23 protein-coding genes are annotated in these 26040 nt (G+C 59.9%); 7 read left to right on the plus strand and 16 right to left on the minus strand.

Annotation, left to right across the window (positions count from 1 at the left end):
- Positions 1-190: 190 nt before the first annotated feature.
- The 7 genes from HCK86_RS08970 to HCK86_RS09000 form a co-directional block, all read right to left on the minus strand.
- The gene (locus HCK86_RS08970) at positions 191-1324 is read right to left on the minus strand and encodes a Gfo/Idh/MocA family oxidoreductase (protein ID WP_176084113.1); all 1134 of its coding nucleotides are present in this window, start codon (positions 1322-1324) and stop codon (positions 191-193) included.
- A gap of 11 nt (positions 1325-1335) precedes the next feature.
- A complete protein-coding gene (locus HCK86_RS08975) occupies positions 1336-2097 on the minus strand; it encodes a sugar phosphate isomerase/epimerase (protein WP_176084114.1) in 762 nt (253 codons plus the stop codon).
- Between the two features lie 35 nt (positions 2098-2132).
- A complete protein-coding gene (locus HCK86_RS08980; RefSeq protein WP_176084115.1) occupies positions 2133-4598 on the minus strand; it encodes a glycoside hydrolase family 2 protein in 2466 nt (821 codons plus the stop codon).
- Between the two features lie 156 nt (positions 4599-4754).
- Positions 4755-5846: an ABC transporter ATP-binding protein gene (locus HCK86_RS08985; RefSeq protein ID WP_176084116.1), complete on the minus strand. Its 1092-nt coding sequence runs from the start codon at positions 5844-5846 to the stop codon at positions 4755-4757.
- Positions 5847-5849: 3 nt separating this feature from the next.
- Positions 5850-6746 (minus strand): carbohydrate ABC transporter permease, encoded by an 897-nt coding sequence (locus HCK86_RS08990; protein ID WP_176084117.1) that lies wholly within the window; start codon positions 6744-6746, stop codon positions 5850-5852.
- A gap of 8 nt (positions 6747-6754) precedes the next feature.
- Entirely contained in the window at positions 6755-7648 is an 894-nt protein-coding gene (locus HCK86_RS08995) for a sugar ABC transporter permease (protein WP_176084118.1), read from the minus strand.
- Between the two features lie 88 nt (positions 7649-7736).
- Positions 7737-8975, minus strand: a complete 1239-nt coding sequence (locus tag HCK86_RS09000) for an ABC transporter substrate-binding protein (protein WP_176084119.1) — start codon at positions 8973-8975, stop codon at positions 7737-7739.
- A 519-nt stretch (positions 8976-9494) separates the two neighbouring features.
- On the opposite strand from HCK86_RS09000, the gene HCK86_RS09005 reads away from it, so the two are divergent.
- Positions 9495-10550 carry a LacI family transcriptional regulator gene (locus HCK86_RS09005; protein WP_176084120.1) on the plus strand — a complete coding sequence of 352 codons (1056 nt, stop codon included), beginning with the start codon at positions 9495-9497 and terminating at the stop codon, positions 10548-10550.
- A gap of 117 nt (positions 10551-10667) precedes the next feature.
- Here HCK86_RS09005 and HCK86_RS09010 read toward each other — a convergent pair whose 3' ends face one another.
- The 3 genes from HCK86_RS09010 to HCK86_RS09020 all read right to left on the minus strand — a co-directional run bounded on the left by HCK86_RS09010 (position 10668) and on the right by HCK86_RS09020 (position 16401).
- Positions 10668-11042 carry a YbaN family protein gene (locus HCK86_RS09010; RefSeq protein ID WP_246739516.1) on the minus strand — a complete coding sequence of 125 codons (375 nt, stop codon included), beginning with the start codon at positions 11040-11042 and terminating at the stop codon, positions 10668-10670.
- Positions 11043-11147: 105 nt separating this feature from the next.
- Positions 11148-14828: an AsmA family protein gene (locus HCK86_RS09015; RefSeq protein ID WP_176084122.1), complete on the minus strand. Its 3681-nt coding sequence runs from the start codon at positions 14826-14828 to the stop codon at positions 11148-11150.
- Positions 14829-14997: 169 nt separating this feature from the next.
- Positions 14998-16401: an FAD-linked oxidase C-terminal domain-containing protein gene (locus HCK86_RS09020; protein WP_176084123.1), complete on the minus strand. Its 1404-nt coding sequence runs from the start codon at positions 16399-16401 to the stop codon at positions 14998-15000.
- Between the two features lie 116 nt (positions 16402-16517).
- On the opposite strand from HCK86_RS09020, the gene HCK86_RS09025 reads away from it, so the two are divergent.
- From HCK86_RS09025 to HCK86_RS09035, 3 genes are all read left to right on the plus strand, one after another.
- A complete protein-coding gene (locus tag HCK86_RS09025) occupies positions 16518-17324 on the plus strand; it encodes a fructosamine kinase family protein (protein WP_176084124.1) in 807 nt (268 codons plus the stop codon).
- A gap of 114 nt (positions 17325-17438) precedes the next feature.
- Complete coding sequence (locus HCK86_RS09030; protein WP_246739532.1) at positions 17439-18446, plus strand: Gfo/Idh/MocA family oxidoreductase; 1008 nt, start codon at positions 17439-17441, stop codon at positions 18444-18446.
- An 8-nt stretch (positions 18447-18454) separates the two neighbouring features.
- Positions 18455-19528 carry a Gfo/Idh/MocA family oxidoreductase gene (locus tag HCK86_RS09035; RefSeq protein ID WP_176084125.1) on the plus strand — a complete coding sequence of 358 codons (1074 nt, stop codon included), beginning with the start codon at positions 18455-18457 and terminating at the stop codon, positions 19526-19528.
- Between the two features lie 166 nt (positions 19529-19694).
- Here the strand turns inward: HCK86_RS09035 and HCK86_RS09040 are convergent, their stop codons facing one another.
- Positions 19695-19850 carry an entericidin gene (locus HCK86_RS09040; protein ID WP_176084126.1) on the minus strand — a complete coding sequence of 52 codons (156 nt, stop codon included), beginning with the start codon at positions 19848-19850 and terminating at the stop codon, positions 19695-19697.
- A 360-nt stretch (positions 19851-20210) separates the two neighbouring features.
- Between HCK86_RS09040 and HCK86_RS09045 the strand changes: the two genes are divergently transcribed.
- Positions 20211-20840 carry an exopolysaccharide biosynthesis protein gene (locus HCK86_RS09045; protein WP_176084127.1) on the plus strand — a complete coding sequence of 210 codons (630 nt, stop codon included), beginning with the start codon at positions 20211-20213 and terminating at the stop codon, positions 20838-20840.
- Between the two features lie 9 nt (positions 20841-20849).
- On the opposite strand, the gene HCK86_RS09050 is transcribed toward HCK86_RS09045, so the two are convergent.
- Complete coding sequence (locus HCK86_RS09050; RefSeq protein ID WP_176084128.1) at positions 20850-21755, minus strand: LysR substrate-binding domain-containing protein; 906 nt, start codon at positions 21753-21755, stop codon at positions 20850-20852.
- 114 nt (positions 21756-21869) lie between these two features.
- Between HCK86_RS09050 and HCK86_RS09055 the strand changes: the two genes are divergently transcribed.
- Positions 21870-22034 (plus strand): hypothetical protein, encoded by a 165-nt coding sequence (locus tag HCK86_RS09055; RefSeq protein ID WP_176084129.1) that lies wholly within the window; start codon positions 21870-21872, stop codon positions 22032-22034.
- 207 nt (positions 22035-22241) lie between these two features.
- The gene (locus tag HCK86_RS09060) at positions 22242-23276 is read left to right on the plus strand and encodes a GlxA family transcriptional regulator (protein ID WP_176084130.1); all 1035 of its coding nucleotides are present in this window, start codon (positions 22242-22244) and stop codon (positions 23274-23276) included.
- Between the two features lie 63 nt (positions 23277-23339).
- Here HCK86_RS09060 and HCK86_RS09065 read toward each other — a convergent pair whose 3' ends face one another.
- The 4 genes from HCK86_RS09065 to HCK86_RS09080 form a co-directional block, all read right to left on the minus strand.
- Complete coding sequence (locus HCK86_RS09065) at positions 23340-24221, minus strand: 50S ribosomal protein L11 methyltransferase (RefSeq protein ID WP_176084131.1); 882 nt, start codon at positions 24219-24221, stop codon at positions 23340-23342.
- 66 nt (positions 24222-24287) lie between these two features.
- Positions 24288-24887: an SCO family protein gene (locus HCK86_RS09070; protein WP_176084132.1), complete on the minus strand. Its 600-nt coding sequence runs from the start codon at positions 24885-24887 to the stop codon at positions 24288-24290.
- Positions 24888-24977: 90 nt separating this feature from the next.
- A complete protein-coding gene (locus HCK86_RS09075; protein WP_176084133.1) occupies positions 24978-25454 on the minus strand; it encodes a GFA family protein in 477 nt (158 codons plus the stop codon).
- A 36-nt stretch (positions 25455-25490) separates the two neighbouring features.
- On the minus strand, positions 25491-25979 hold the full coding sequence (locus HCK86_RS09080) for a CreA family protein (RefSeq protein WP_176084134.1): 489 nt from the start codon (positions 25977-25979) through the stop codon (positions 25491-25493).
- Between the last annotated feature and the right edge of the window lie 61 nt (positions 25980-26040).

Below are 26040 nucleotides of genomic sequence, written 5' to 3' on the forward strand. Positions count from 1 at the left end.
GGTCATCCTCGTATCGTGCTGCCGGGCGACAAGCCACAGGCAGCGGTTTCTCTGGCCGGGATCCCGGCATCCATTCGGAAAAGCAGGCCGGCGACCCCGGCCCTTACAGCGGATATCCCGTTATAACTGATTTGCCGCAGCGCTCCATGCGTTGCGGCAAATCCGGTTGAAAAAGAACAGATGTCGGCCGTCAGCGCAGCAATTGAGCCGCCTCTTCCATGCCGAGCGCTGCCGGCTGCGTGCAGGTGGTCGAAAGCGTGACGAATGCGCCCGTCTCTCCCGACTTCAGGATTGATGTCATCACATCAACGCCATGCAGTGCCCGGTCAAGCGAGCAGCGCGCATCACGGCCCTCGATCAGCGCCAGCGCCATATCGGCGAGGCCAGCTGTGCGGTAATTGGCGCGCGGCCCCTGCGGGCTTTCCTGATTGGCGATGCCGAAAGGATGCTCCCAGGCAGGAAGCGAAACGATATCGCGGTTACGGCCGGAGGCTTCGACCGTGCCGCCGAAGAAATTCGGATCCGGCACGAAGAGCGAGCCCTCGGTGCCATAAAGCTCCATCGGTCCATGACGATGCGCCCAGACATCCCAGCTCGCGGAAAGCGTGATCGTCGCACCGCTGACGAACTCCAGAAGCGCATGGATATTGGTCGGCGTCTTCACCGGGATCACTGCGCCACGACGCGGCTGACTGGTAATGGTGCGGGTTTCATGCGCCATGGAGGTGAGCGCGCCAACACGCTTCACCGGCCCGATCAGATTGATCAGATTGGCGATATAATAGGGACCGAGATCGAGCACCGGCCCGCCGCCAGGCAGGAAAAAGAAATCGGGATTGGGATGCCACATCTCCATGCCCGGGCTCATCACATGACAAGTCCCCGATGTGATCCTGCCAATCGCACCGCTATCGATATGCGCACGCGCCAGCTGATGCGCGCCACCGAGAAACGTATCCGGCGCGCAACCGACCGAAAGCCCCTTCTCGGCGGCAAGCCTGCCCAGGATCTCTCCTTCCGACAGTGAAAGCACCAGCGGCTTTTCCGAATAGACATGCTTGCCAGCCTCGAGAATGCGCTGCGAAACGGCAAAATGCGCATCGGGGATGGTCAGATTGACGATAACGTCAATCTCGTCATTGTCGAGCAGTTCATCGACCGATTGCTCTGCGACCCCGAATTCCTCGGCCCGCAGCATGGCAGCGGAGCGGTTGATATCGGCGCAGGCCAGCACATTCAGTCCCTTGAAAAGTGGCGCCAGCCGAAAATAGGTCGTCGAAATATTGCCGCATCCGAGGATGCCGACCCCAAGTTCTCTCGTCATGTTGGCCTCTTTCAGAATTTCCGGAATGCCGCGCTGGAACGCTCCAGCATGCGGTCGATATCGTTGGGATTATCGTGCTCGACGACATAGTGACGAACCGGCATCTGGCGCAGCACCTTCATCAGTCCGGGCCAGTCAACGGTTCCGTCGCCGACATCGGCCCAGCCATCTTCATCCTCATTTTCGCCGTCCTCAGCGATATCTTTCACATGCACCGCCGTGATCCGCTCCTTCAGAAACTCGATCCAGAAATAGGGATCGCCACCGCCGCGAATGACCCAGGCGATATCCGCCTCCCAGCTGAGTTCCGGTCCGCCGGCCATGAGATGCGTCATCGGCGCGCTGCCATCGGCAAGGGGCTCGAATTCATAGGCGTGATTGTGCCAGCCGAAGATATAACCCGCCTCACGATAGGGCTTTCCCGCCGCCTGCAGCCGCTCGCCAAAGGCCTTCCAGCCGGCACCGGTCAAAGGCCGCGCCTCCTCGGGCAGGAAGGGGCAGAAAATGCTGTCCATCTTCAGCGCTGCTGCAATCTCCAGCACGCGCTCGCTTTCCTGCTCCAGCATGTCGAGGCTGAAATGGCCGCTTGGCATGGAAAGTCCGATGGTCTGAAGGTCACTGGCAAGGCGCAACAGGCCCGCCTCATCCAGATCATTATAGAGTACGCCATAGCCTTCCACCTCACTGTAACCAGCGGCGGCAAGCTTTTTGAAAATAGCCGAAAACGGCTGATAGTTCCGTGCGCTGTAAAGCTGAAAACCAAGCTTTGTCATTCTGTCCTCCCAGGGCTGCTCCTCAGACCCTTTTGCTATTCATCCGCCTGACTGCCGTAGAGATCGGTAATCCGGAACACCGGCTCACCATCGCTCGCCTCATCGGGCACAAACTGGATCGTGCGCGTCTCTCCGGCGCACAGATCAAACGCATTATCAGTATAGCGTCCCGGCCGGTCAGCTTCGATCATGATATAGAGCGAAAGCCGCTTTGCCTCGATGCGGACCTCGAAGGACCCATCCTCAAGCGGTGTCACGTCGCTCACCAGACCGGAGGGCGCCAGTGCGTATTCCTTGTAGGGCTTCGGCGCATAATGGCCCTCACCCTGGCTCATGTCGGAGGCGGAAAACAGCCAGAACAGCAGCATGTCAGGGCCGAGCGCTTCAAGCGGCAGGCTGGTGACGTCAACCGCGCGATCGGTGGGCACGGTGACACGGTGCTGGCCCGCAAATTCACGCGCGCCATCGACGCCAACCGTGAAAAGATCCAGCAGAAGATCAACCGCCTCATCGGTATCGTTGACCGCGACAAGGCGGATCGACTCGCCATCATCCGATGGAATTGCCGCAACAAAAACCGGCGAAAAGAAGCGGCGCACCATATAATGCATGGCCTTCCAGCCGCCGCCATAGTCGAGGCTCGCCCAGGAGGCGACCGGCCAGGTGTCGTTCAGCTGCCAGTAGATCGTGCCCATGCAATGGGGTTTGAGCGACCGCCAGAATTCCACCGCCGTCTTGATCGCCAGTCCCTGCTGGATCTGGCTCAGATAAACGAAACTCTCGAAATCCTTGGGAAAGCGGAAATAGCGGAACATGGTGGCGGCGATGCGTTCATTGCCGCCGACATTCTTCTGATGCTTCTCCATCACCGGGGCCGCAATATTGAAATCGGCCTCTGCGGCGAAACTGCGGATCACCGGCATCGAGGTATAGGACTGGAAGCCGAATTCGGAGCAGAAACGCGGCCTGATTTCGCGATAATTGGCGAACGGCTTGTTCTCATGCCAGACGGACCAGTAATGCATGTCGCCCGAGCCGTCGGAATGCCAGGCATCACCATAATCGAGATAGCCGGAAGCCGGGCTCGACGGCCACCAGATCGCATCGGCGAACGCGGCCTTCAGCCCTGTCTCGATTGTCCGGTTCAGCCGATCATAGGCAACCAGATAGCGATCGCGGTTCTCGCGCGATTCCTTGAACCAGGTGAGCGCGCCGACCAGCTCATTATCGCCGCACCAGATCGCAATCGAGGCATGGCTGGACAGGCGCTTGACCTGATAGTCGACCTCCTCCGCCACATTGCCAAGGAAATCATCGCTGCAGGGATAGAGATTGCAGGCGAACATGAAATCCTGCCACACCATCAGGCCGAGCAGATCGCAGACATCATAGAACCAGTCAGCCTCGTAGAAGCCGCCGCCCCAGACGCGGATCATGTTCATATTGGCGGCAACGGCAGAGGTCAGGAGATCGACGGTCTTTTCCGGACTGGTGCGGGAGAAAAGCGCATCGGCCGGGATCCAGTTGGCACCGCGGCAGAAGATCTCCCGGCCATTGACCCGGACCGCGAAGCGGCTGCCGGCTTCATCCGGATCGGTCAGGAGTTCGATGGTGCGAAAGCCGATCTGGCGCGATACGGTTTCGCCGCCTGCCGTTACTTCCAGCAGCGAGAGCGCCTGTTCGCCATGGCCCGCCGGCCACCAGAGTTCCGGCTCGTCCACCTCAAAGACATGGGAAACGCGGGTCTCACCGGCGACAACGGCGCAGTCCAGCACCTCTTCATCGCCATCCAGCTCAAGCCGCATCCGGGCAACGCCCGGTTCATCGGCATAAAGGGTGACATCCACTTTCAGCGCCACCGAACCATCGTCGCGATGGGTCTGCGCAGTCTGGATATGCTCGATCCGCGCGTCCTTCAGCTTCTTCAGCGCAAAGCTGCCATAGGCGCCGAAGGGTGCGAGCGCGATATTCCAGTCCCAGCCGAAATGACAGGGTGGCTTGCGCAGCATATTGCCATTGGCAAGCGGCGCATTTTCAAAATGATAGGGCACGAAGAAGGGCTGCTTTTCCTGCCGCGCCGCGCCTTCGGCAATGGCGGAGCGAAAGAAGATCCGGACCGCATTTTCCCCGCTCCTGAGCGCGCTGCTGACATCGGGACGATAGCGGCGAAAGCAGTTGTCCGCCTCCAGCACGACCTGACCATTGATCAGCACGGTCGCCACCGTATCGAGATTGTCAATGTCGAGATACCAGCTACCCGACGCATCCTCGAGCATGAAATGACGCTCGGCAATCCAGTCGCTTTCACCGACCCATTGCACGACATCCTCATTCTTGCCGATATAGGGGTCGGGAATGATGCCCGCCGCCTGCAGGGCACTGTGGCCATCACCGGGAAAGCTGATCGGGCAGGAATGGACACCGTCGACAGAGGTGAGAGTCCAGATGCCCGTCAGGTCGACAGACGCGGTTTCGTCAGCGAGGACCGGTTCATGTGTCATGGCAACACCCTGAATGAGAAAAGTCTGAGGGAAAGCGCCGCGTCCATCCTCCCGAGACATCAGCCAGCGCCAGAACTGTAACGATACAGTTAGCCCCATATCGTTGATTTGGCCAGCCCCGCGACCGGGGCAAGGCCGAAATTTGGTGCTGCGGCACTACAGCCGCAACTCGCTCTTCGCATCGAAGAGCGACGCAAGATCCATGTTGAAACCGAGCTTGATTTTCTGACCCGTCTTGTAGCGGCGGTTGCCGCCGACACGCACCGAAATCAGATGGCCGGCATGTTTCAGCCAGAGCAGATTGTCAGCGCCCATCGGTTCTTCAAGGTCGACGATGGCATCATGGGTTTCATGCCCCTCGGGGATCTCCTCATCGACCATGATATGCTCCGGACGCACACCAAGCGCGACATCGCGCTCGCCTGGCAGTTCGCCGCTGGCATCATAGCCATCAAGGGCGAAATCAACGTCATGCGTGGCAAAGACACGCCGTCCGCCCTTCACCACCAGACGTCCGTTGAGGAAATTCATCGATGGCGAGCCGATAAAGCCGGCAACGAAGCGGTTGACCGGGCGGTTATAGATCGTGATCGGATCATCCAGCTGCTGGATCACACCGCTTTTCATGATGGCGATGCGATCGGCCAGCGTCAGCGCCTCGATCTGATCATGGGTCACATAGATCATCGTGTTGCCAAGCGACTGATGTAGTCGCTTGATCTCGACACGCAGCTCCGAGCGCAGCTTGGCATCGAGGTTCGACAGCGGCTCATCGAACAGAAAGACATCGACGTCGCGGACAAGGGCACGGCCGATCGCGACGCGCTGGCGCTGACCGCCGGAAAGCTCCGCCGGCTTGCGTTTCAGCAGCGGTTCGATCTGCAGGATACCCGATGCACGTTCGACGCGGGAGCGGATCTCGTCCTTCGGCACTTTCGCCACCTGCAGGCCAAAGGACAGGTTCTTCTCCACCGTCATCTGCGGATAGAGCGCATAGGACTGGAACACCATGCCGATGCCGCGATCCTTGGGCTCCTCCCAGGTGACATTCTTGCCCTTGATGAATATCTGGCCCTGCGTGGCCTCCAGCAGGCCGGCGATACAGTTCAAAAGCGTGGACTTGCCGCAGCCCGACGAACCGAGCAGCACCAGAAACTCGCCTTCATTGATCTCGAGATTGAGGTCCCTCAGCACCTCGATGGCGCCGAAGGAGAGCGACAGATCCTTGATCGATACACTTGTGGTCATGGTTTACCCTTTCACGGCGCCGGCGGCGATGCCGCGCACAAAGAGCGGGCCGGAAATGAAATAGACAATCAGGGGAACGAGGCCGGTCAGAAGCGTTGCCGCCATGTTGACGTTGTATTCCTTCACGCCCTGAACCGCGTTGACGACATTGTTCAGCTGCACCGTCATCGGATAGTTCTGCTGGCCGGCGAAGATCACACCGAAGAGAAAGTCGTTCCAGATGCCGGTTGTCTGGATGATCATGCCGACGACGAAGATCGGCAGCGACATCGGCAGCATGATGCGGAAGAAGATCTGCCAGAAGCCGGCGCCATCGACGCGCGCAGCCTTGAACAGTTCGGGCGGCAGCGAGGCAAAGTAGTTGCGAAACAGCAGCGTCAGGATCGGCATGCCAAAAATCGTATGAACCAGCACAATGCCCGGAAGCGTGGAGAAAAGATGCAGTTCCCGCAGGATGATCACCAGCGGATAGAGCATCACCTGATAGGGAATGAAGGCACCGAACAGCAATACGGTGAAGAAGAACTCCGAGCCCTTGAACCGCCAGTTCGCCAGCGCATAGCCATTGACCGAGGCAACGGCGATGGAAACGATGATGCCCGGAACCGTGATCTTCACCGAGTTCCAGAAGCCGACGCGGATCCCCTCGCAGTAAAGGCCGGTGCAGGCCTGGCTCCAGGCCTTGACCCAGGGTTCGAACGTGATCTCGACCGGCGGCGCGAAAATATGCCCCAGGCGGATCTCTGGCATGCCCTTCAGCGAGGTGACGACCATCACATAAAGCGGCAGAAGATAATAAACGGCGACAACGAAAAGGATGCCATAGAGCATGATGCGCTTCGGGGCGAAGCGGCGTTTTGGTTTGGGGCCGAAGGGTTCGGCTTCAGACAGGCTGGTCATGCCGCCTCCTATTGTTTCTTCTGCCGGAACTCCATCAGAGCCCACGGCACGAGAATGATGAAGACGGTGACAAGCATCACGGTGGAGGCGGCCAGCCCCTGACCGATATTGCCGCGCTGGAACATCAGGTCATAGACATATTTCGCCGGCACTTCGGAGGCGAATCCGGGACCGCCCTGCGTCATTGCAACCACGAGATCGTAAACGCGGACGATGCCCGAGGCGACAATCACCAGTGTCGTGACAAAGACGCCGCGCATCATCGGAATGACGATGAAGAGATAGGTCCGCCAGGCCGGAATGCCGTCAACGCGGGCCGCCTTCCAGATCTCGTTGTCAATGCCGCGCAGCCCCGCCAGCATCAGCACCATGACAAGGCCAGTGCCCTGCCACAGACCGGCGATCACAAGCGCATAGATCACCGTATGCTTGTTGCCGAGCAACGCCAGATTGCCGCCGGGAAGCCCCATATCATCGAGAAATTTCGGCAGACCGAGCGTCGGATCGAGAATCCATTGCCAGACAAGGCCGGTAACGATGAAAGACAGCGCGAAGGGATAGAGGAAGATCGTGCGGAATGTATTCTCGAAGCGGATTTTCTGGTCCAGCAGCGTGGCGAGTACAAAGCCAACAACGAAGGAGAAGACCAGACTGAGGCCGCCATAGATCATCAGATTGATGATTGCCGTGTTCCAGCGGGTGGTATTGAACAACCGCACATACTGGGCAAAACCGACGAAATGCTCGCTCGGCAGCAGCTTCGAATTGGTAAAGGAATAGACGACCGTCCAGGCGGTGCAGCCGATGAAAATGACGACAGCCGTCAACATCATCGGAATGGCCGCGATCTTGGCGTTCAGATTCTTGAACAGACCAAAGGGACGGCGAGCAACTGAAGACATAGCGCTCCCCTCTCTTCTTCAATGTTTTTGGATGCCAAGTCCGGCGGAGCGGAACCCAGGCCCCGCCCCGCCGGTCCGGCCACACCCGTTACATGGCCTGTTCGATGATGTCCTTCTGGCGCTGAAGCGCTTCATCCACCGTCATGTCGGAGGAGAAGAACTCGACCGACAGATCCTGCAGCTGCCCCTGCGTATCGGAATCGAGCAGCATCTCGTTCGAGGGCAGGACGTTGTCGGGGTCCTTCAGGATTTCGAGCCCCTTCTTCATGCAGGCATTGGCAGCATCGAGATTGACGTCGCCTCGGACCGGCAGCGAGCCTTTCTTCAGGTTGAAGGCCACCTGCGTGTCCGGCGAGATCAACATGGAGGCAAGCTCCAGCTGCGCCGCCGTGATTGCCGGGTCGGAATTTTTCGGGAAGTAGAAGGCATCCCCGCCGGTTTCCAGGAGCGGTGCAAGCCCCAGCCCCGGCAGGCAATCATAATCAACGCCGGCAACCTGCCCGGCAAGCGCGAACTCGCCCTGCGCCCAGTCACCCATGACCTGGGCGGCCGCCTTCCCCTGCATCACCATATTGGTGGCGACATTCCAGTCGCGGCCCGAATAGGCATCATCAACCAGCCCGCGCGCATCGGCCATGGCCTCCCAGACCTTGCGGTTTTCCGGACTCATCACCGCATCGGCATTCTTGTCCTGATTGATGGCAATGAAATTGGCCTTGCCGCCAACCGAATCCTGCAGCACGACGCGCAGACCTTCGACCTGCCAGGGCTGGCCGATGGCGAGCGGAATGATGCCGAGCGCCTGCAGTTGCGGCGCGGTCGCGACAAACTCATCCCAGTTGGTCGGCACCGCAAGCCCGTTATCTTCATAGACATGGCGATTGAGCCACATCCACTGCCAGGAATGGATATTCAGCGGCACACAATAGATCTTGCCGTCATAATCACAGGCATTGAGCAGGTTGGCCGGGCGGATGATATCCTTCCAGTCTTCCTTTTCGGCAAGATCCGTCAGATCCAGCATCAGACCGGCCTTGATCAGCTCCTCAGCATCGCGGCCGGTATTCATCTGGGTCGCACCCATCGGGTTGCCGCCAAGAATGCGGCTGACGATAATCGGGTTCGCCGTCGAACCGGAGCCGGCAATGGCACTGTCGACCCAGTGATTATCGCCAAGCGCGTCGTAATTTTCGGCCAGAACCTTCACCGCAGCCGCCTCTCCGCCCGACGTCCACCAATGGGTGACCTCCAAATCAACCGCATGGGCACTGGCAACAGGCATGGCTACGCCGGCCGCAAAAGCAGCCGCCAAAAGCGTTCGTTTCATGATGTCCTCCCAAACTGAAACGTTACCGGAAAACGGTAAGCGAAACGGAATCATCACGCAATAGATTTCGCGATTTTTCATCTATCTCCGGCGAAATCGAGACCGATATACTGCTGCGGCGCGGCTCGACCCGCAGTGCAAAATTTTGATAATTTCATGTTTTATCTGCATATATTTAAACATTTTTCTCCCAACCGGTCACAGTATTCGCAATCGCAGAATAAGTAGGGTCTTTTTCAATTATCTGCGTTGAGATATTGCTGCTTCCGCCACGCGCTTTCTGCTGGACAAGCACCCTGTATCGTTACAGAATTCTTCAAGCGCACCACGTGCAGCAGTTCTGCCAGCCGCAATTGGCCCAATCTTTCAGGCTTCAATCGGTTCGCATGCATCCGGGCGCGCAAACATGCGCTAACGCCTTGAAAGAACGCCCGTTCGAAAGGAAAAGTTTTCCGTTTTGAGGGCTGATGCGTTAAGCATGAGAGGGCGTAGGGAGCAGTCGACGTGAACAAAAATGACATGAGATCAGGCCAGGGCAAATCTGATCCGAGCAGAGAGCGCCCGACCCTGAAAACCATCGCCTATATGACAGGCCTTGGCGTCACCACTGTCTCACGCGCCCTCAAGGACGCTCCGGATATTGCCGAACACACCAAGGAGCGCGTTCGTCTCGTTGCCAAGCAGCTGGGCTACATGCCCAATCGCGCCGGCGTCCGTCTCAGGACAGGCAAAACCAACGTGATCGCGCTGGTGCTCAGCATGGAAGAAGAGATCATGGGCATGTCAGGCCAGATGATCTTCGGAATTTCCGATATCCTTGCGCCAACGCCCTATCATCTTGTCGTCATGCCCCAGCCGATCCAGAGCGATCCGATGGTGCCGATCCGCTACATTCTCGACACCGGCTCTGCTGACGGCGTGATCATCTCGAGGATTGCGCCCAATGATGCGCGGGTCAGACTGCTGCTTGATCGCGGCATGCCGTTTGCCGCCCATGGCCGAATGGAAGACGACACGGCCTTTCCCTATCATGATTTCGACAATGAGGCCTACGCCTATGAGGCGGTGGAGAAGCTGGTGCAGCGTGGCCGCCGCCAGATTGCGGCCCTTCAGCCACCGGCCCACCTGACCTATTACCGTCATTTCCGCAGCGGATTCGAACGGGGCCTGCGCGACTTCAATGCGACCGAAGTGCCGCTTACCGCCACCAATACGGATGCACCGCTGGCGCCGATACGCGCCGCCGTTTCCCGATTGCTGACCTCGCCATCACCACCGGACGGAATCATTTCCTGTTCCTCCAGCGGAGCCATTCCGGTGATGACCGCCATTAACGCCACCGGACACAGGCTCGGCCGCGACATTGACCTGGTCGCCAAGCAGCCGGCTGATCTTTTGAACTGGATCAGCCCGGAAATCATCACGATGAGTGAGGATTTCCGCCATGCAGGGCGGGAACTGGCACGCGCAGTGCTCGACCGTCTGGAGGGGGAAAGCCCGGAAAACCTGCAGAACATCTCGTCACCGGTCTGGACTGATCCGGCACCAGACACCTTTGGCGCAATCGCGAAATAGAGCGTTGCTGAAACTCGCCCCCCCGGCGTGACGGCCCTGCTCCGCGGTCTTCTGGCCTAACCGGGAAAAGTGCTGTCTGCCTGGCACCGAAGCGTGCTGGCTCAGCCAGCCAAGATCTCAGGCAACAGCCACGACCGGGCGCGGCCGCGTGACAACGAAGACCGCACTTGAGAGCAGAACCGTTCCCAAGACCAGCAAAACGACGAGCGGCATCTCGGCGAACAGCAGCACGGATGTGAAGCTTCCCGCCATCGCCGTGACGGCCAGAAGCTTGGCCGGCATGGAGATTGCCCCATGCTTGCGCCACTGAACCAGTGACGGCCCGAAATGCTTGTGGTTCATCAGCCTTGCCTCAAGCTCCGGTGAAGAACGGGCAAAAAGGGCGGCAGCAACGATCAGAAAGGGAACCGTCGGCATGATCGGCAAAACGGCGCCGATAACACCGAGGCCGACCATCAGCCAGCCACCCGCAAGCAGCAAAAGACGTCGCATGGACACTCCTTGGAACGGATACGTCATTCAGGATCTGAGATCCGTCAATTCCAGCGTCTTTTTATGCCGTCCGAAGCGGGCGATTTCAAGACATGCAATGCGCCATCAATTGCTGGCAGGCTGTTCAGGTGCGGTCTGGGTGTTTTGCGCAGCCTTGCCGGCCGCGGGCGGATTGGCATCGCCGGCGGCCGGCGGTTCGCCTGCCGCAGCAGATCCATTCTTGCCATCGGCATTGGCCGCAGCGGCCGCCGCCTCTTCAGCCGCCTTGCGCGCCGCCTCTTCGGCTGCCTTCTTCGCTTCCTCAGCCTTGCGGCGCTGGTCATCATTATACTGATAGAGCGCCGCTTCGCGTCTGAGGCGCTGCTTTTCCAGAACATCGGCCTGAAGCCGCTCGACCCGGCGTCGCTCGCGCTCGACCGCGCGCAGTGACAGGAAGTTGTTGAGATCCGTCGTGTCCAGCGAAACGGCGGGCGCAGCCAGAGGACCGGTGAAGTTCAGAGCGAAATCGGGACTTGCACCATTATCCTCATCCTCGCCAAGCTTCAGCGTCGTCTGCAATGCGGCATCGATCGTCTGCTCCCGCAGATCGAGGCTCAGACTGCCATAGAGCTGGGCGATGGGCAGATCGACAATGACATTGCGCGCCTGCAGGACACCGCCGGAAAGGCTGAAGGGAATATCGACCTTGCCAAGCTGGACGCTCGCGTCGCCGAAAAGACTGGCCGAAACGGCGGCAGGCACGGCCGCATTCTTGATCTCCGTGCCCTGATCCGTCGCCCAGGACAGAAGCTGCGTTCCGATGTCGAGATCGAGACCGTTCACCGTCGGGTTCTTCAGCGTCAGCATGCCCGAGCCGCTGGCCTTTTCCACCAGTGCCTTCAGCGATCCGCCCGTGGTTTCGCAGACAAGGCCGAGATCGAACCGTCCGTCAATCACCGGCTTGCCGTCACTGCGCCAAGCATGATCGGCCAGCGCGCCATTCTTGACGTTCAGCTGCGTCTGCACATAACCCGAGCCGTCATTGTTGCCGAGCCGCAGGGCGCCCGAAACCGTGCCGCCAAGCCAGGCACCACTGATATCGTCGAGCTCAAGCCCGCCGCCGCGAAAATGCACTTTCGTGCTCAGTCCCGTCACCGGCTCCAGCAGGCCGGGATCAAAACTGGCGGCCTGCAGATCAATATCAGCCTCGCCAGTGCCGAAATAGGCCTTGCCGATCGGCGCATCGGACACCCCGGCCGAGGTGTCGGCGGCATCCGGTCCGAACACGGTCTCCAGCAGCCAGTCGAGATCGAGCTGATCGACGGACAGCGCACCGCTCACCCGTGCGACCGGCTGATGGCGCGCCAGTGCCAGACGGCCGGAAACCGCATTTCCAGCAAGCGAGCCGGACAGTGCCGACAGCGCGAAACTGTCCCTCGTCACGTCGAGCGTCCCTGACAGATTGACAGGAAGGCCAAGGCCCGTGCCCGGCACGACCAGAGTGTTCATGGCCAGATAGGGCTCGAGATCAGGACTTTTCAGCGTCAGAGACATTGTGCCATCGAGAAAATCGGCCGCGTCAAACGCCACCCTGCCCTTGCCGCCCAGGCTGGTGTCACCGCTGGCGAGACGGAAGGTAACATCCCCCTTGCCGTCATCGGCAACATTGTCGACATTCAGCGACAGTTGTGCGCCAGCCGGTGCCGGCAGCGGCAGAGGATCAAAACCCGCTTGACCGAAAATCACCGCTGCATCCGGGTTGGACACCTGGATCTGCCCCGTCATCCCGGCGAGCTGGCCGAGCGTCTTCAGCCGCCACGAGCCATTCAGCTTGCCGCCATTGACGGTGCCGCTCAAAAGCGCGGAGAGATCCTGACCGTCGCGCCCGAATACGAGATCCGCCGTCAGATCGGTGTCCTGATACCAGACCGCATGATCTTCCAGCATCCCCGTGAGCGGATGCGAGGGCAGCCGCTTATCCAGCAGCGCCAGAAAAGCGCTGGGATCGGCGGCAGCAATATGCACCCGTCCGGAACCGGACAGGCCGTCATTGCCGCCGACACCGCTCTGCGCCTGACCGGAAATCTCAACCCTGGCGCCAGCGATATCCTGAGCGTCGAACCGGTTCACCGTCACGCTGCCCGCCTGAACCGCGAAATCGGCCGAGACGCCGTTGGCGCTGACGCCAAAGGCATTCAGCGTATCGGCGTTGAGCTTTGCAGTGATCGCGTGGGCCGCAAGGCCGCTCTTGACGTCGCTGCCGACGGCAAGCCCGGTCAGCGCAGACAGGGTTGAATAATCGATGACATTGCCGGAAAGAGTGAGCGACAGTTTCGGCACCTGACCTTCCGGTGCCTCACGATCGGCAGAGCCCTTCAGCGACGCATCACCGGCGATGATCTCGAGATTATCGAATTTCTGGCTGTTGCGGGTCAGGACAACATCAGCGGAAAACCCTGCCCGGGTGATCTGGCGGATTTCCGGCGCCACATTGCCGGTGAGCCAGTTGGCAAGGCCTGTCGGCTGCTGCGAGGCGACAAGCAGATTGCCGCGGAAGGCGGTGTTGTCATTATCTCCGAGGGTCAGGCGGCCGGAGGCCTCGACCTGCGTGCGGCCGGGCAGAATCGCAATACCCTTTTCGATCTGCCAGCCATCGCCATCGGGATGCGCTTCAAGCTGAACCGAACGGATCGTGGTATCGCCAGCCACGACGGCCGGCAGCTGGAACACGACCTTGCCCGGTACCTGCGGAATGGGAATGCCACGCAGGAAGGAGATCAGCGAATCAAGCCGCTTGCGCGCACTCGTTCCCGTCACCCGCGCCGACTTGCCGTTGGACGCACTGCCTGTGCTCAGCCGTTCGACATCGAATTGCTGGCCATTGGCCGTCAGCAGAAATGCACCACCCGGGCTGGTGTCGAAATTCCCCTCGCCCTCAATCACATATGGATCGGTGCGTGAACCGATCTCGAGCCGGTAGGACGGCAGTGCAAGACTGGCATTGGTCAGCTCGAACTTGCCGCTGGCCCGCGGCGGTGGCGGACTATCGGGATCAGCATCGTCGCCCGTTTCCACGCGAAGCCGGAAATCACCGCGATAGGCCGGTTTGCCGTCATCCAGGGCCACATCGCCCTCCAGATCGGCTGACACCGGCCAGGCATCAGGCACCAGGCTGGCACGTAATCTCATCTGCCCGGTGGCGGGATCAGGACGCCCGGTCTGAATGGTGAAGGTGCCGGAATAACCATCCAGCGCCGCCGTCCCATCCATATGCCACGGACCATCGATTGCGGTGGAAGAAAGCTTCGCCGTGATATCGGATATCACGCGGCTGTGGCCGGTCGCATCGTCGCTCAGCCGCACCGTACCGTTGCGCACTTCGACATCCTCGAAGACGACATTGCGGGCCGCCAGGTCACTCTGGCCGGTCTTGAGCCAGTCGAGCGTACCGTCAGCCTTGAGATGCAGATTGATCTCCGGCTGGTCCAGTTCCATCTTGAAGATGCGGGCTTCACCGCTCAGGAACGGGGCAAGCTCGGCATCCATCGAAAACTGCGCTGCCGTTGCCAGCGGTTTGCCATTGGCATCGCTGCCGACACGCACATCATGCATGGTGACGGAGGGAAACGGCAGAAAGCGCACCTGAACATCACCGGCAACCTCGACCTTCTTGCCGAGAACGCGGCTCGCCTGTGTCTCGAAATTGCGCCTGAAATCGCTCCAGTCGACGAAATAGGGAACGATGAGGGCGGCAAACAAGATCAGGACCAGAAGTCCACCGAGGAAAACCAGTATTCGTCCAAGCACTCGTCCGCGCCCCTGTCTCAAAAATCATGAGCCTGCCGATGCGGCAGAATAAACATAGGCCGCGCGGACACGAAAAAGCGCGCCGCGCGCAGCTGCAACATATACCTCTTCTAGCACGCCCCGCGCGCTTATTCGACCCCGACGGTGTGACGGCGGCAAAGGCCGTTCATCAAAAGATCTTGCCAGGATTGAAGATCGAATCCGGATCCAGCGAAGCCTTGATCGACCGCATCAGATCGATCGCCGCGCCCATTTCCTCGCCGACAACGCGCTTCTTGCCCTGGCCAACGCCGTGTTCGCCGGTGCAGGTGCCATCCATGGCAAGCGCCCGCTTGGCCAGACGGTCGGTGAAGGCCTCGACACGGGCAATCTCGTCCGGGTCCTTGTCGTTGAACATCAGCAGCAGATGGAAATTGCCGTCACCGGCATGTCCGACGACGGGGGCCAGAAAGCCCTCCTGCTTCAGATCGGCCTGCGTCTCCATCACACATTCGGCAAGCCGTGAGATCGGCACGCAGACATCCGTGGAAAAGCCGGCCAGCTCCGGCGCCAGAGCCCGTCCTGCCCAATAGGCATTGTGACGCGCCTTCCACAGCCTGTTGCGTTCCTCGGCATCCGCCGTCCATTTGAAATCGTCGCTGCCGCATTCGGAGGCGATTTCGCCGAACAGTTCCGACTGCATGGCGACAGAAGCCTCGCTGCCGTGAAACTCCACCAGCAGCAACGGCTGTTCGGGGAAATCGAGGTTGGAATAGGCATTGCAAGCGCGCACCTGCAGATCGTCGAGCAGTTCGATCCGGGCGACTGGAATGCCCATCTGGATCGTCATGATCACCGCATTGCATGCCGATTCCAGATCCGGGAAGGAGCAGACGCCGCCGCCGATCTTCTCCGGAATGCCCGCCAGCCGCAGTGTGATCGAGGTGATAATGCCAAGCGTGCCCTCGGCGCCGACGAAAAGCCGTGTCAGATCATAGCCAGCCGAGGATTTCTTCGCGCGGCGGGCGGTGCGGATCTCTTCGCCATTGGCAGTGACGACCGTCAGCGACAGGACCATGTCCTTCATCGTCCCGTAATGCACGGCATTGGTGCCGGAAGCGCGCGTCGATGCCATGCCGCCGATCGAGGCATTGGCGCCGGGATCGATCGGAAAGAACAGGCCGGTATCACGCAGATACTCATTCAGCTGCTCGCGGGTCACGCCCGGCTCGACCCGGCAATCCAGGTCCTCGGCATTGACTTCGAGAATGCGGTTCATCCGCGACAGATCGACCGAGATGCCGCCATTCGGCGCATTGACCTGCCCTTCCAGCGACGAACCGGTACCGAAGGGGATCATCGGCACCTTGTGTTCGGCGCAGATCTTCACGGCTTCCTTCACATCGTCGCTCGTCTCGCAGAACAGAACCGCATCGGGCAGCTGCGCGGGCAGATAGGTGGTGGAATGGCTGTGCTGCGTGCGGAAGGCTTCGCCGGTCTGCAGCTTCTCGCCGAAACGCTGCTTCAGGATCGAAATGACCTGGCCGATTGCTTCTTCGTTTCTGGGCCCTGCCTTGACGTCCTGTAAAGCCACTTTTTTCTCCATACGCTTCTCTGCCCTTGATCTCGGGCATTCGTTTGACGGGCTTTCTATGCGACGATTGCCAGCGTCTGTCCAGAGCCCGGACGGGCTGGCAGCAGGAGAACCGATTGATCGATCTATCCGCCAATGTCGCAAGGCTTCTCGGTCTCGACACGATTTCACTTGCCTGGTTTGCGAGCGGCGACCTCTCCGCGCTTTACCGGGCCACCCTGCCGGATGGCCGCCATATCATCGTCAAGGGCGGCCCGGCACCGATGCTGGAGGCCGGCATGCTGCGGGCGATTGCGGTGACCGGCGCGCCGGCACCCGCGGTCATCGCCGCAGACGAAACCGTCTTGCTGATGGAGGAGGTTGCAGGGCGCAGCGGCCCCGGCAATGCTCAGGCCGATCTTGGTTCGGCGCTCGCCAAGCTGCACGCACCGACGGACCGCCACTTCGGCTGGCCGGATGACTACGCTTTCGGCCGCGTGGCAATCCCGAACCGGACCGCGCCGTCCTGGGTTGCCTTCTGGCGTGAGAACCGCATCGTCAACAATCTGCCCCATGTCCCGCGTGATATCGCCCGCCGGCTTGAACGGCTTGCCGGCGATCTTGGCGACATGATCCCCGACCGGCCGCCAGCGGCGCTCGTTCACGGGGACCTCTGGTCCGGCAATGTCATGTCGGCCGGCGATCGCATCACCGCATTGATCGACCCCGCCAGCTATTACGGCGATGGCGAGGTCGATCTTGCAATGCTGTCGCTTTTCGGCCGCCTCGACCGGGCCTTCTTCGCCAATTACCTGCCGCTGGAGCCGGGTTTTACCGAACGTCAGCCTGTCTACAGCCTGTGGCCGGCGCTTGTTCACCTCAGGCTTTTCGGAGAAGGATACCGCTCCATGGTTGAGGGATTTTTACATGCTACCGGGCACTGAATCTGCATCTCTGCTTGACGAGAAACATGGTTCACTGCGCGAATCGCCCTATGATCGCCATCCGTGTCAAACCGCACCCGCCCCTTGAGGATTGCATTGCCCAAGCCCCTTCTGATGGCCGTTATCGGCATCAATCACTCGCATATCTATGGTCAGGTGGACGTCATGCGTGCCGCAGGCGCCACGCTTGGCTGTTATTTCGCGGCCGAAGATCACCTCGCCGGACGCTTTGGAGAAACCTATCCCGATGTGCCGCGGGTCGATGATATGGCGCGCATTCTGGAGGACCCGGCCATCGGGCTGATCGTCAGCGCCGCCATCCCGAGCCAGCGCGTCGATATCGCGATTGCCGCCATGCATCACGGCAAGGATGTGCTGCTCGACAAGCCGGCTGCAACCACGCTTGAAGATCTGGAACGGCTGCGGGCCGTGCAGCAGGCGACGGGACGCATTGTTTCCGTGCGCTACAGCGAACATCTGGAAAGCCGTGCCACGATTAGGGCGGGTCAGCTGATCCGTGACGGCGCCATCGGTTCGCTCGTCCATATGAGCGGCTTCGGGCCGCACCGGCTGCGGCGGCCCACTCGCGACCCCTGGTTTTTCGATCGCAGCGCCTATGGCGGCATTCTGGTTGATCTGGCATCGCATCAGACGGAGCAGTTCCTGTTCTTCACCGACAGTCTCGACGCTGAAATCCTGTCGGCGACGGCCCAGAACCGGGCCAATCCCGCCGATCCGGGCCTTCAGGATTTCGGCGATATTCACATGCAAAATGCGGTCGCGACCGGCTATGCACGCGTTGACTGGCTGACCCCGGACGGGCTGCCGGTCTGGGGCGACGGGCGGACTTTTCTCGTTGGGACAGAGGGTTACATTGAACTGCGGAAACATATCGATATCGCCGGGCGGCCGGGAAAAGATCATCTGTTCCTTTCCGATGGAAGCGAGACTCGTTATATCGATTGCAGTGATGTTGCGATCAGCTACGGACGGGATCTGATGGCAGACATTTCAGACAGGACGGAAACCGCAATGCCGCAAACGCGTTGTTTCAATGCCATGGCGCTGGCACTGAAAGCGCAGGCTCGGGCGGAACGGTCCTTGGGACAAGGGATGGAGTAAAGGGTGGAATGACCAGGAAATTGAAGGTCGGGATTGTCGGTCTGGGTTTTGGGCGGACGCATATTGAAACCGGCTACCGCACCAATGAGGCGCTTTTCGAGGTTGTGGCGATCTGCGACCGCAACGAGGCGCAGCGCGATGTCTGCGGAGATGAATTCGGCATCGAACGCCGCGTTGGCAAGTTCGAAGAACTGCTCGCCATGGATGATATCGACATCATCGATATCTGCACGCCGCCCGGAACGCATTATGACATGATCCTTTCAGCGCTGGCGCACGGAAAGCATGTGATCTGCGAAAAGCCGCTGGTTGCCTCGCTCTCCGCCATGGATGACATCATGGAAGCTGAATCGCGCTCGACTGGCCGGGTGCTGCCGATCATGCAGTATCGTTTCGGTCACGGCGTGCAAAAGGCCAAGCGCATCGTTGAGGCAGGTCTGGCCGGCAAGGCCTATGTGGCGACGGCGGAGACCCACTGGCTGCGCGGTGCTGATTATTACGCGAAGGAATGGCGCGGCCGCTGGGAAACCGCCGTTGGCGGCACATTGCTGACCCATGCCATCCACATCAACGACCTGCTTTTCTATCTGCTGGGCCCGGCCCGCTCGCTATTTGCCCGTATCGCAACGCGGGTCAACCGGATTGAGGTTGAGGACTGTGCCAGCATCAGTCTTGAAATGAAATGCGGCGCTCTGGCAACCATCTCAGCCACCACCGGCTCACAGGAACAGATCAGCCGACTACGCTTCTGCTTTGAGAACGTTACCTTTGAAAGCGCACATCTGTCCTATCATCCGGGCGGTGATCCGTGGAAGATCATCCCGTCAACCCCGGAAGCCGGCGCCAAGATCGATGCTTTGCTGGCCGATTTCGATCCCGGCCCCGAGCGTCTTTCCGGCCTGATGGCCGCCTATCACGAGGCGATCTGCCAGAAAAAGCAGCTGCCCGTCACGCTCGCCGATGCCCGCCAGGCGCTCGATCTTGCCACCGCCAGCTACTGGTCTGCCAAGACCTACAGCGCCGTTGCGCTGCCAGTGATGGCGGATCACCCCTTCTATCACGGCTGGCAGAACGCCCTTTGAGACGCCGGGCCAGATAGCGGCAACCCATCGAGCGGAAACACAATGAAAAGCCGTCAGGGCCACAGACCCCGACGGCTTTTTTCCGGCAAAGCTCAGCTCGAGAGCGCCGTGCGTCCCTCTGGACGCACGGCGCTCTATCTTGTTGAATCGACGCATCTCGCGGTGATCAGCGCTGCGCAGCGTGCTGGACATTCTCGCCCGCATTCTGCGTCGCATCAATCGCACTCGCAGTATCCTGTCCCATGCCGCGGATGGTATTGCCACAGGATGACACAGCCAGACCGACCAGGAAAAGCGATACAATTGCCAGTGACTTACGCATAAGGTTCTCCCTTTTTGCTTTAAGAATTATCTCTGGCAATAAAACGCCCGGGCAGCGACTTGGTTCCGCAGCAAATCATAACAAGTGAGAGCAGCTGCGGTGCGAAACGGGACATCCAGAGAACATTCACAGATCATCCACATCTTTATCCACAGGATGTCCACAGATTGATCCACAGTTCGGCGCGACATGTCAGAACATTCGCGATTGCCCCGGCCGATCGCCAGAAGCCGCGCGGAACGAAATGAAAAGGCTGAAGTTGAACCGCCCGATCCGGTATTGCACCGGACCGATTTCGCCCCCATCTCAGGGGAGAAACTGCATTTCGGCAATTTTCACAGCTTGATCGGAAATCCCCCCATGGACGAGGCCGCCGACCAGACGAACAACAGTCAGCCCAGATTCGAACGGTTCTCTGATCTGCTGGAAAGCATCAGGCCCGACGCACGCGGACGCGTGAGTCTGCGTCAGTTTGACGAAAGTCTGGCCGACCGTTCATTCGGCACATTTCTGGTGCTTTTCAGCCTGCCCAATCTGGTGCCCATGCCGCCCGGTGCAACGCTGGTGCTCGGCTTGCCGCTGATCTTCGTCACCTGGCAGATGATGGTCTCACGCCGCAACAGCATTTGGCTCCCCGAAAGCCTTGCGCGGCTCTCTGTGGAGGGCCGCCGCTATGAAGTCCTGCTCGCCCGGCTCCTGCCCGCCCTCAGATGGCTGGAACAGGCCGTCAGGCCGCGCGCCTGGTTCTATGCCAGCCGCCGGGCTGAGCGCCTTCTCGGTGCCTTCTGCCTGCTGCTGTCGATCATCGTCTTCATTCCGATCCCGTTCGGCAACTGGCTGCCGGCGCTTGCACTCGCCATCATTGGTCTTTCGGTCACCGAGCGCGACGGGCTCGGCGTAGTTGCTGGCGCCATTGTCGGTCTGGTTTCAATCGCCGTGGCCGGGCTGGTTGTCTTTGCTGCTGGCGCGCTTCTGGCAATGCTGCTCTGATCCTCCGCGTCAAGCCGCCTGCATATGCGCGCCGGCACCACGGAAGGTGTAGCGCACGGCTTCCGCCACCGCCTCGATGACAGGTGTACGCCGTTCGCCAAATACCAGGTGGATCTCATATTCGCCAAGCCGCGGCAGGCCGTGTTCTTCGCCGAGAACATCCATGTCATCGCCGACATAGTAGCGCGCCATCGGCGCCACCGCGAGGTCGGACTCCACGGCCACCCGCTGAACCATGGTCGAAGCACTGAGATAAGCGAGCCGGTAGGGCCGCCCTGCCGCCTCCAGCTGGCGCACAGCCTCGCGGCGCCAGGCACAGCCCTGATCCCACATCGAGACCGGCAGGGGATCCTGCAGATAGGCAGCGCCCCCCTTGGCACCGACCCAGACCAGCCGTTCGGCCATCAGCACCTCATGGTTCATCGATTGCAGGCTGTCGCAACCCGAATTGACCAGTGCAAGATCTATCCGCTGTTCGCGCAGACGCGGGTAGAGCCCGATACTGTTGTCAATCGTGACGTCGACCGTCACCCCGGGATAGACTTCGGCAAAGCGCTTGAGCATACCCGGCAGAATCCGTTCGCCGATGTCATCCGTCGCTCCCAGCCGCACGACCCCCTCGATATCGGGCGTGCGAAAATGCGCCATCGCCTCGTTGGAGAGCGCCAGCATGCGGCGGGCATAGCCCAGCAGGCGTTCGCCACCCTGCGTCAGCCGCACGGAGCGCGCCTCACGCAGAAACAGCGTCGTGCCAACCTGTTCCTCCAGCCGCTTGATCTGCATCGACACCGCAGACGGTGTTCTGAAAACGGCTTCCGCTGCGGCGGCGAAGCTGCCGGTTTCGGCAATCGCGACGAAGGTGCGCAGTATGTCATTGTCGAGAACACCGACGGGACGTGTATCGCGGAGATCCATGCATCGCTCCTCAGTTCAAATTAATTGACTTCAGACATAATAATGTTTCGTTTGATTGATTGTCAAACAGGGCCCACCTTCAGTGCAACTTATTGCTGAAGAGAGGATGAGACGATGTTTCTGGCTGTACTTTCCCTTATTTTCCATCCGATGGGCACTGCGCTTGCGCGTTACCGGCTCGCAAATGACCGCAAACATCTCGATCGTGAGCTTTCGCGTCTGCCGTGTCACCTGCTGGACGACCTTGCCGGCGACGACCGCCCCTGGCGCCGTGACTGAAGGTCAGCACATCCCCGCCAAGGCATTCCGGATGGCTGGCGGGGTAAAAATGGGTGCTGTCGCAAAAAAATCATCAAATTGGCAGGTAAGCTCTTTCCTGACGCATTTGCCCATGTCAGTGTCGTAAACAGACAATTAAGGTGCCCGTTTCTTGACAAAATGAAGTTACGGCTTGTGTGTTTCTCTTCTGTTTTCGGCGGTGCAGGAATGAGATCTTTTGTCTTTTATCTAGTCCCGAACTTTTCACTTCTGCCATTCACGGCTGCGGTGGATGTGCTGCGAATTGCCAACAGAATGCTGGGCTATCAGGCCTTTTTCTGGCGGATTGCTTCTGATGACGGCGGCAGGGTCACATCCTCGACCGGAATTGCTGTTGATGCTGAGACCTCCCTTGCCGAAGAGCGCAAGGCGCTCACCGGTGAGAAGCGGCCGGATATCGTCATTGTCTGTTCCGGGCTCGATGTCGAAGATTACTTCAACCGCTCCTTCAATGCCTGGCTGCGCGAGCTCAACAATCGCGGTCGCAGCATTGGCAGCATGTGCACGGCAACACATCTTCTGGCGGAGGCTGGCCTGCTGAATGGACGCCGCTGCGCGATTCACTGGGAGAACCTGCCCGGCTTCACCGAAGCCTTCCCGGATATCGACGCCCATGCCGACCTTTATGAAGTCGACCGGAATATCTATACCTGCGCCGGCGGAACCGCCTCGCTGGACATGATGCTGCATCTGATCGGCCGGGAATTCGGCGATGGCCTGGTCAACATGATCTGCGAGCAGGCGCTGACCGATCGCGTCCGCTCGTCTTCGGATCGCCAGCGCCTGCCGCTCAAGGCGCGGCTCGGCGTGCAGAATGGCAAGGTCATGCAGATCATCGAGCTGATGGAGGCCAATCTGGCCGAACCGCTGTCGCTGATCGATATTGCCGATGCCGTCGGCCTGTCGCGACGCCAGATTGAACGGCTGTTCCGCCAGGAAATGGGCCGGTCTCCGGCTCGCTATTATCTCGAGATCCGGCTGGATCGCGCCCGCCACCTGCTGGCGCAGTCAACATTGCCGGTCGTGGATGTGGCGGTTGCCTGCGGTTTCGTTTCCGCATCGCATTTTTCCAAATGCTATCGCGAAATCTACTCCGCCTCGCCACAGCAGGAACGCGCGCGGCGACGCCTGGCCCGCGCGGCCACACCCGTGCCGCCGCCGCTTCCGGTCATGCATGAGCACAGCTATTCGCTGGTCAGCTAGCGCATGGGCTTATCGAAGATCCGCTGACAGCCTTGCGCCCGACGCTCTGACGCATGTCAGGGATCAGCCCTTGAGAAGCAATGTCACCCAGCCATTGCGCCACAGCGTTTTCACATGGCGCAGGCCCTGGCCATTATAAGCCGCAAGCACCTTGCGACGCTGCTCTGCCAGAATGCCCGACAGGATCACCGTGCCGCCCGGCGTGAGCTGGCGCGCGACATCGGGGGCCATCTTCATCAGGGGACGGGCCAGGATATTGGCGATGATGAGATCAAAAGGTCCGTGCTCGGCAAAGGCGCGATGATGAAAGCCAGGCGCCGTGGCGAAGGCAATCCCTGACGTGATCTGGTTGAGGCGGGCATTGTCGCGCGCCACCCGCGTCGCCACCGGGTCAATATCGGTTGCCAGCACCGGGATCTTGCGCAACTTGCGCACGGCCATGGCGAGAACCCCGGTTCCCGTGCCGAGATCAAGCGCATTGCGCGGCTCTTCCGCCCGCAGCACGGCATCGATCATTTCGAGGCAGCCGATCGTCGTCCCGTGATGACCGGTTCCGAAGGCCTGCCCGGCATCAATCTCAATCGCCAGTTCGCCGGGGCGGCGCATGGCGCGGTCATGCGAGCCGTGAACGAGAAACCGCCCGGCGCGCACCGGCTTCAAGCCTTCAAGAGATTTGGCGATCCAGTCGATATCCGGGATAACCTCCATCTCGACGGGAAGCAGGGCCTCACCAAAGGCAAGCGTGACAGCGCCTTCCATCAGCGGACGCATCTGATCTTCCTCATCCGCAGGGCAATAAAGCGAGGCTTCCCAGATATTGGCCTTTTCGTCGACTTCCATCGTCGCGATGGCATATTCACTTTCGCCAAGCAGCTCCGACATGGCGTCAAGCATCAGCCCGGCGCCATTTTCATTGGTGGTGATATAAAGGCGAATCTCGTTCAAGGCCGGTCTCTTTCATCGAAACGGCGCTGCAGACAGGCAGCACTTCGGAACATCAGAGCGGTCTTGTCACTCTTTGATCAGATTTTCAAGCTTCTGCACGGCAACATCGGGCGCTTCGCCATAGGCGATCGAACCGACAAGCTGGCCACCATGATTGAGCAAGAAGACCGACGCCGTGTGATCCATGGTGTAATCGCCATCCGGTTCATCGGGATCCAGCGGCACCTTCTTGAAATAGATGCCAAAGCCTTTCGCCATCGCCCGCACCTTATCCGGATCGCCGCTGATGCCGACAATGCGGTCGGTGACATTGGAAAGATAGTCCCGCATCATCTCCGGCGTATCGCGATCAGGATCAATCGAGACCCAATAGGCATCGATCTTGTCGCCGTCGGGATCAACCTGATGCAGCCAGCCGTTCAGCTCGTAGAGCGTTGTCGGGCACACTTCCGGGCAATGGGTGAAGCCGAAGAAAAGCGCGGTCGGCTTTTCTCGGAAGGCCTCCTGGGTAATCGGCTGACCGGTATCATCGGTCAGGGCGAAGTCAACGCCCAGAGGCCGCTCCATCATCGCCTGATTGCTCTGACCGATCTGCCAGACCAGAAAGCCGATCAATGCGCATATGACGATGACCGCCGCCCACAGCACCCTTCGGAATGTCTTCACCTTATGCTCCCCTTGCCCGCCTCGGGCGCGCGCAACATAAAGCGGGCACGGCGCAGAGGCAACCGCTACAATTCAGCACAGCTGCCGGTATCATGCATCCTCAAGCAGTCCCTTTGCGCGATGCCATTCCTCAATGGAAAGCGCAGGATAGCCATCAAAATGCACATGGCTCGGTCCGTCAGGCACGAAGACCCATGGCGCCTTGTGCGCCAGCATGATGTGAACGGTCTCAGGCGGCACCGGCAGCGTCGTATCAATGGCAGACGCCATCGGGTGGACGAGTTCCGGCCAGCGCGGATCCCAGAGATAAAGCGATGTTCCGCAGCGACCGCAGAAGTGCCGCTCGCCGGGGCTTTCGCCTTGCTCGGTCATCGCATGAAAATGCCGTTTATGTTCCTCCCCCTCGACCACAAGGCTTTCAGCCTCCGCCATGATGTTGATGGCATAGCCCCCGCCGCCGCCGGTCTTGCGACAGATGCTGCAATAGCAGCGCTGGTAGGGATAGGGCGTCCTGCTCTCGGCAGAAAAGCGAACCCAGCCGCAGGAGCAGCTTCCTTCAAGCCTCACGACCGTCCTCCTTTGATCTTTGAGCCAATATCGTCGTCAAGGCGCGCCGTTCTTCCAGCTTACGGTCTGGTCGTAAAGCGGCACGGTCGACAGCGACATCTTGGCGGAGCCCTCGGCCACCTCGCGCGAATGCGCAAGATAGATCAGCGTGTCGTTTTCCTTGTCGAAAATGCGGTTGATGACCAGTTTCTTGAAAATCAGCGACCGGCCCTGCTTGAAAACTTCCTCGCCATCCTCGCCGAGATCGATATCGCCAATGGTGATCGGGCCGGTCTGGCGGCAGGCAATCGAGGAATTTGACGGATCCTCGAACCAGTTGCCATTTGACAGCCGGTCAAACATCGATCGGTCGAAATAGGCGATGTGACAGGTTACGCCCTCAACCTCGGGATCATGCAGAGCCTCGATGACAATGTCATTGCCGACCCAGTCGACACCAACACGGCCGACCTCGTCCGCAACAGCGCTGCCCGCCGCCAGGAGAAGCGCTGCCCCTGCCAAAACTGAAATCATCTGCCGCTGCATTTCGTCCTCCGGTCGTGATCAGGTCTTACCGGAAGATAGGAAGGCTCCAGAACGAAACAAG

It is taken from the genome of Martelella sp. HB161492, assembly GCF_013184775.1.
In the GTDB taxonomy this organism is placed as follows: domain Bacteria; phylum Pseudomonadota; class Alphaproteobacteria; order Rhizobiales; family Rhizobiaceae; genus Martelella.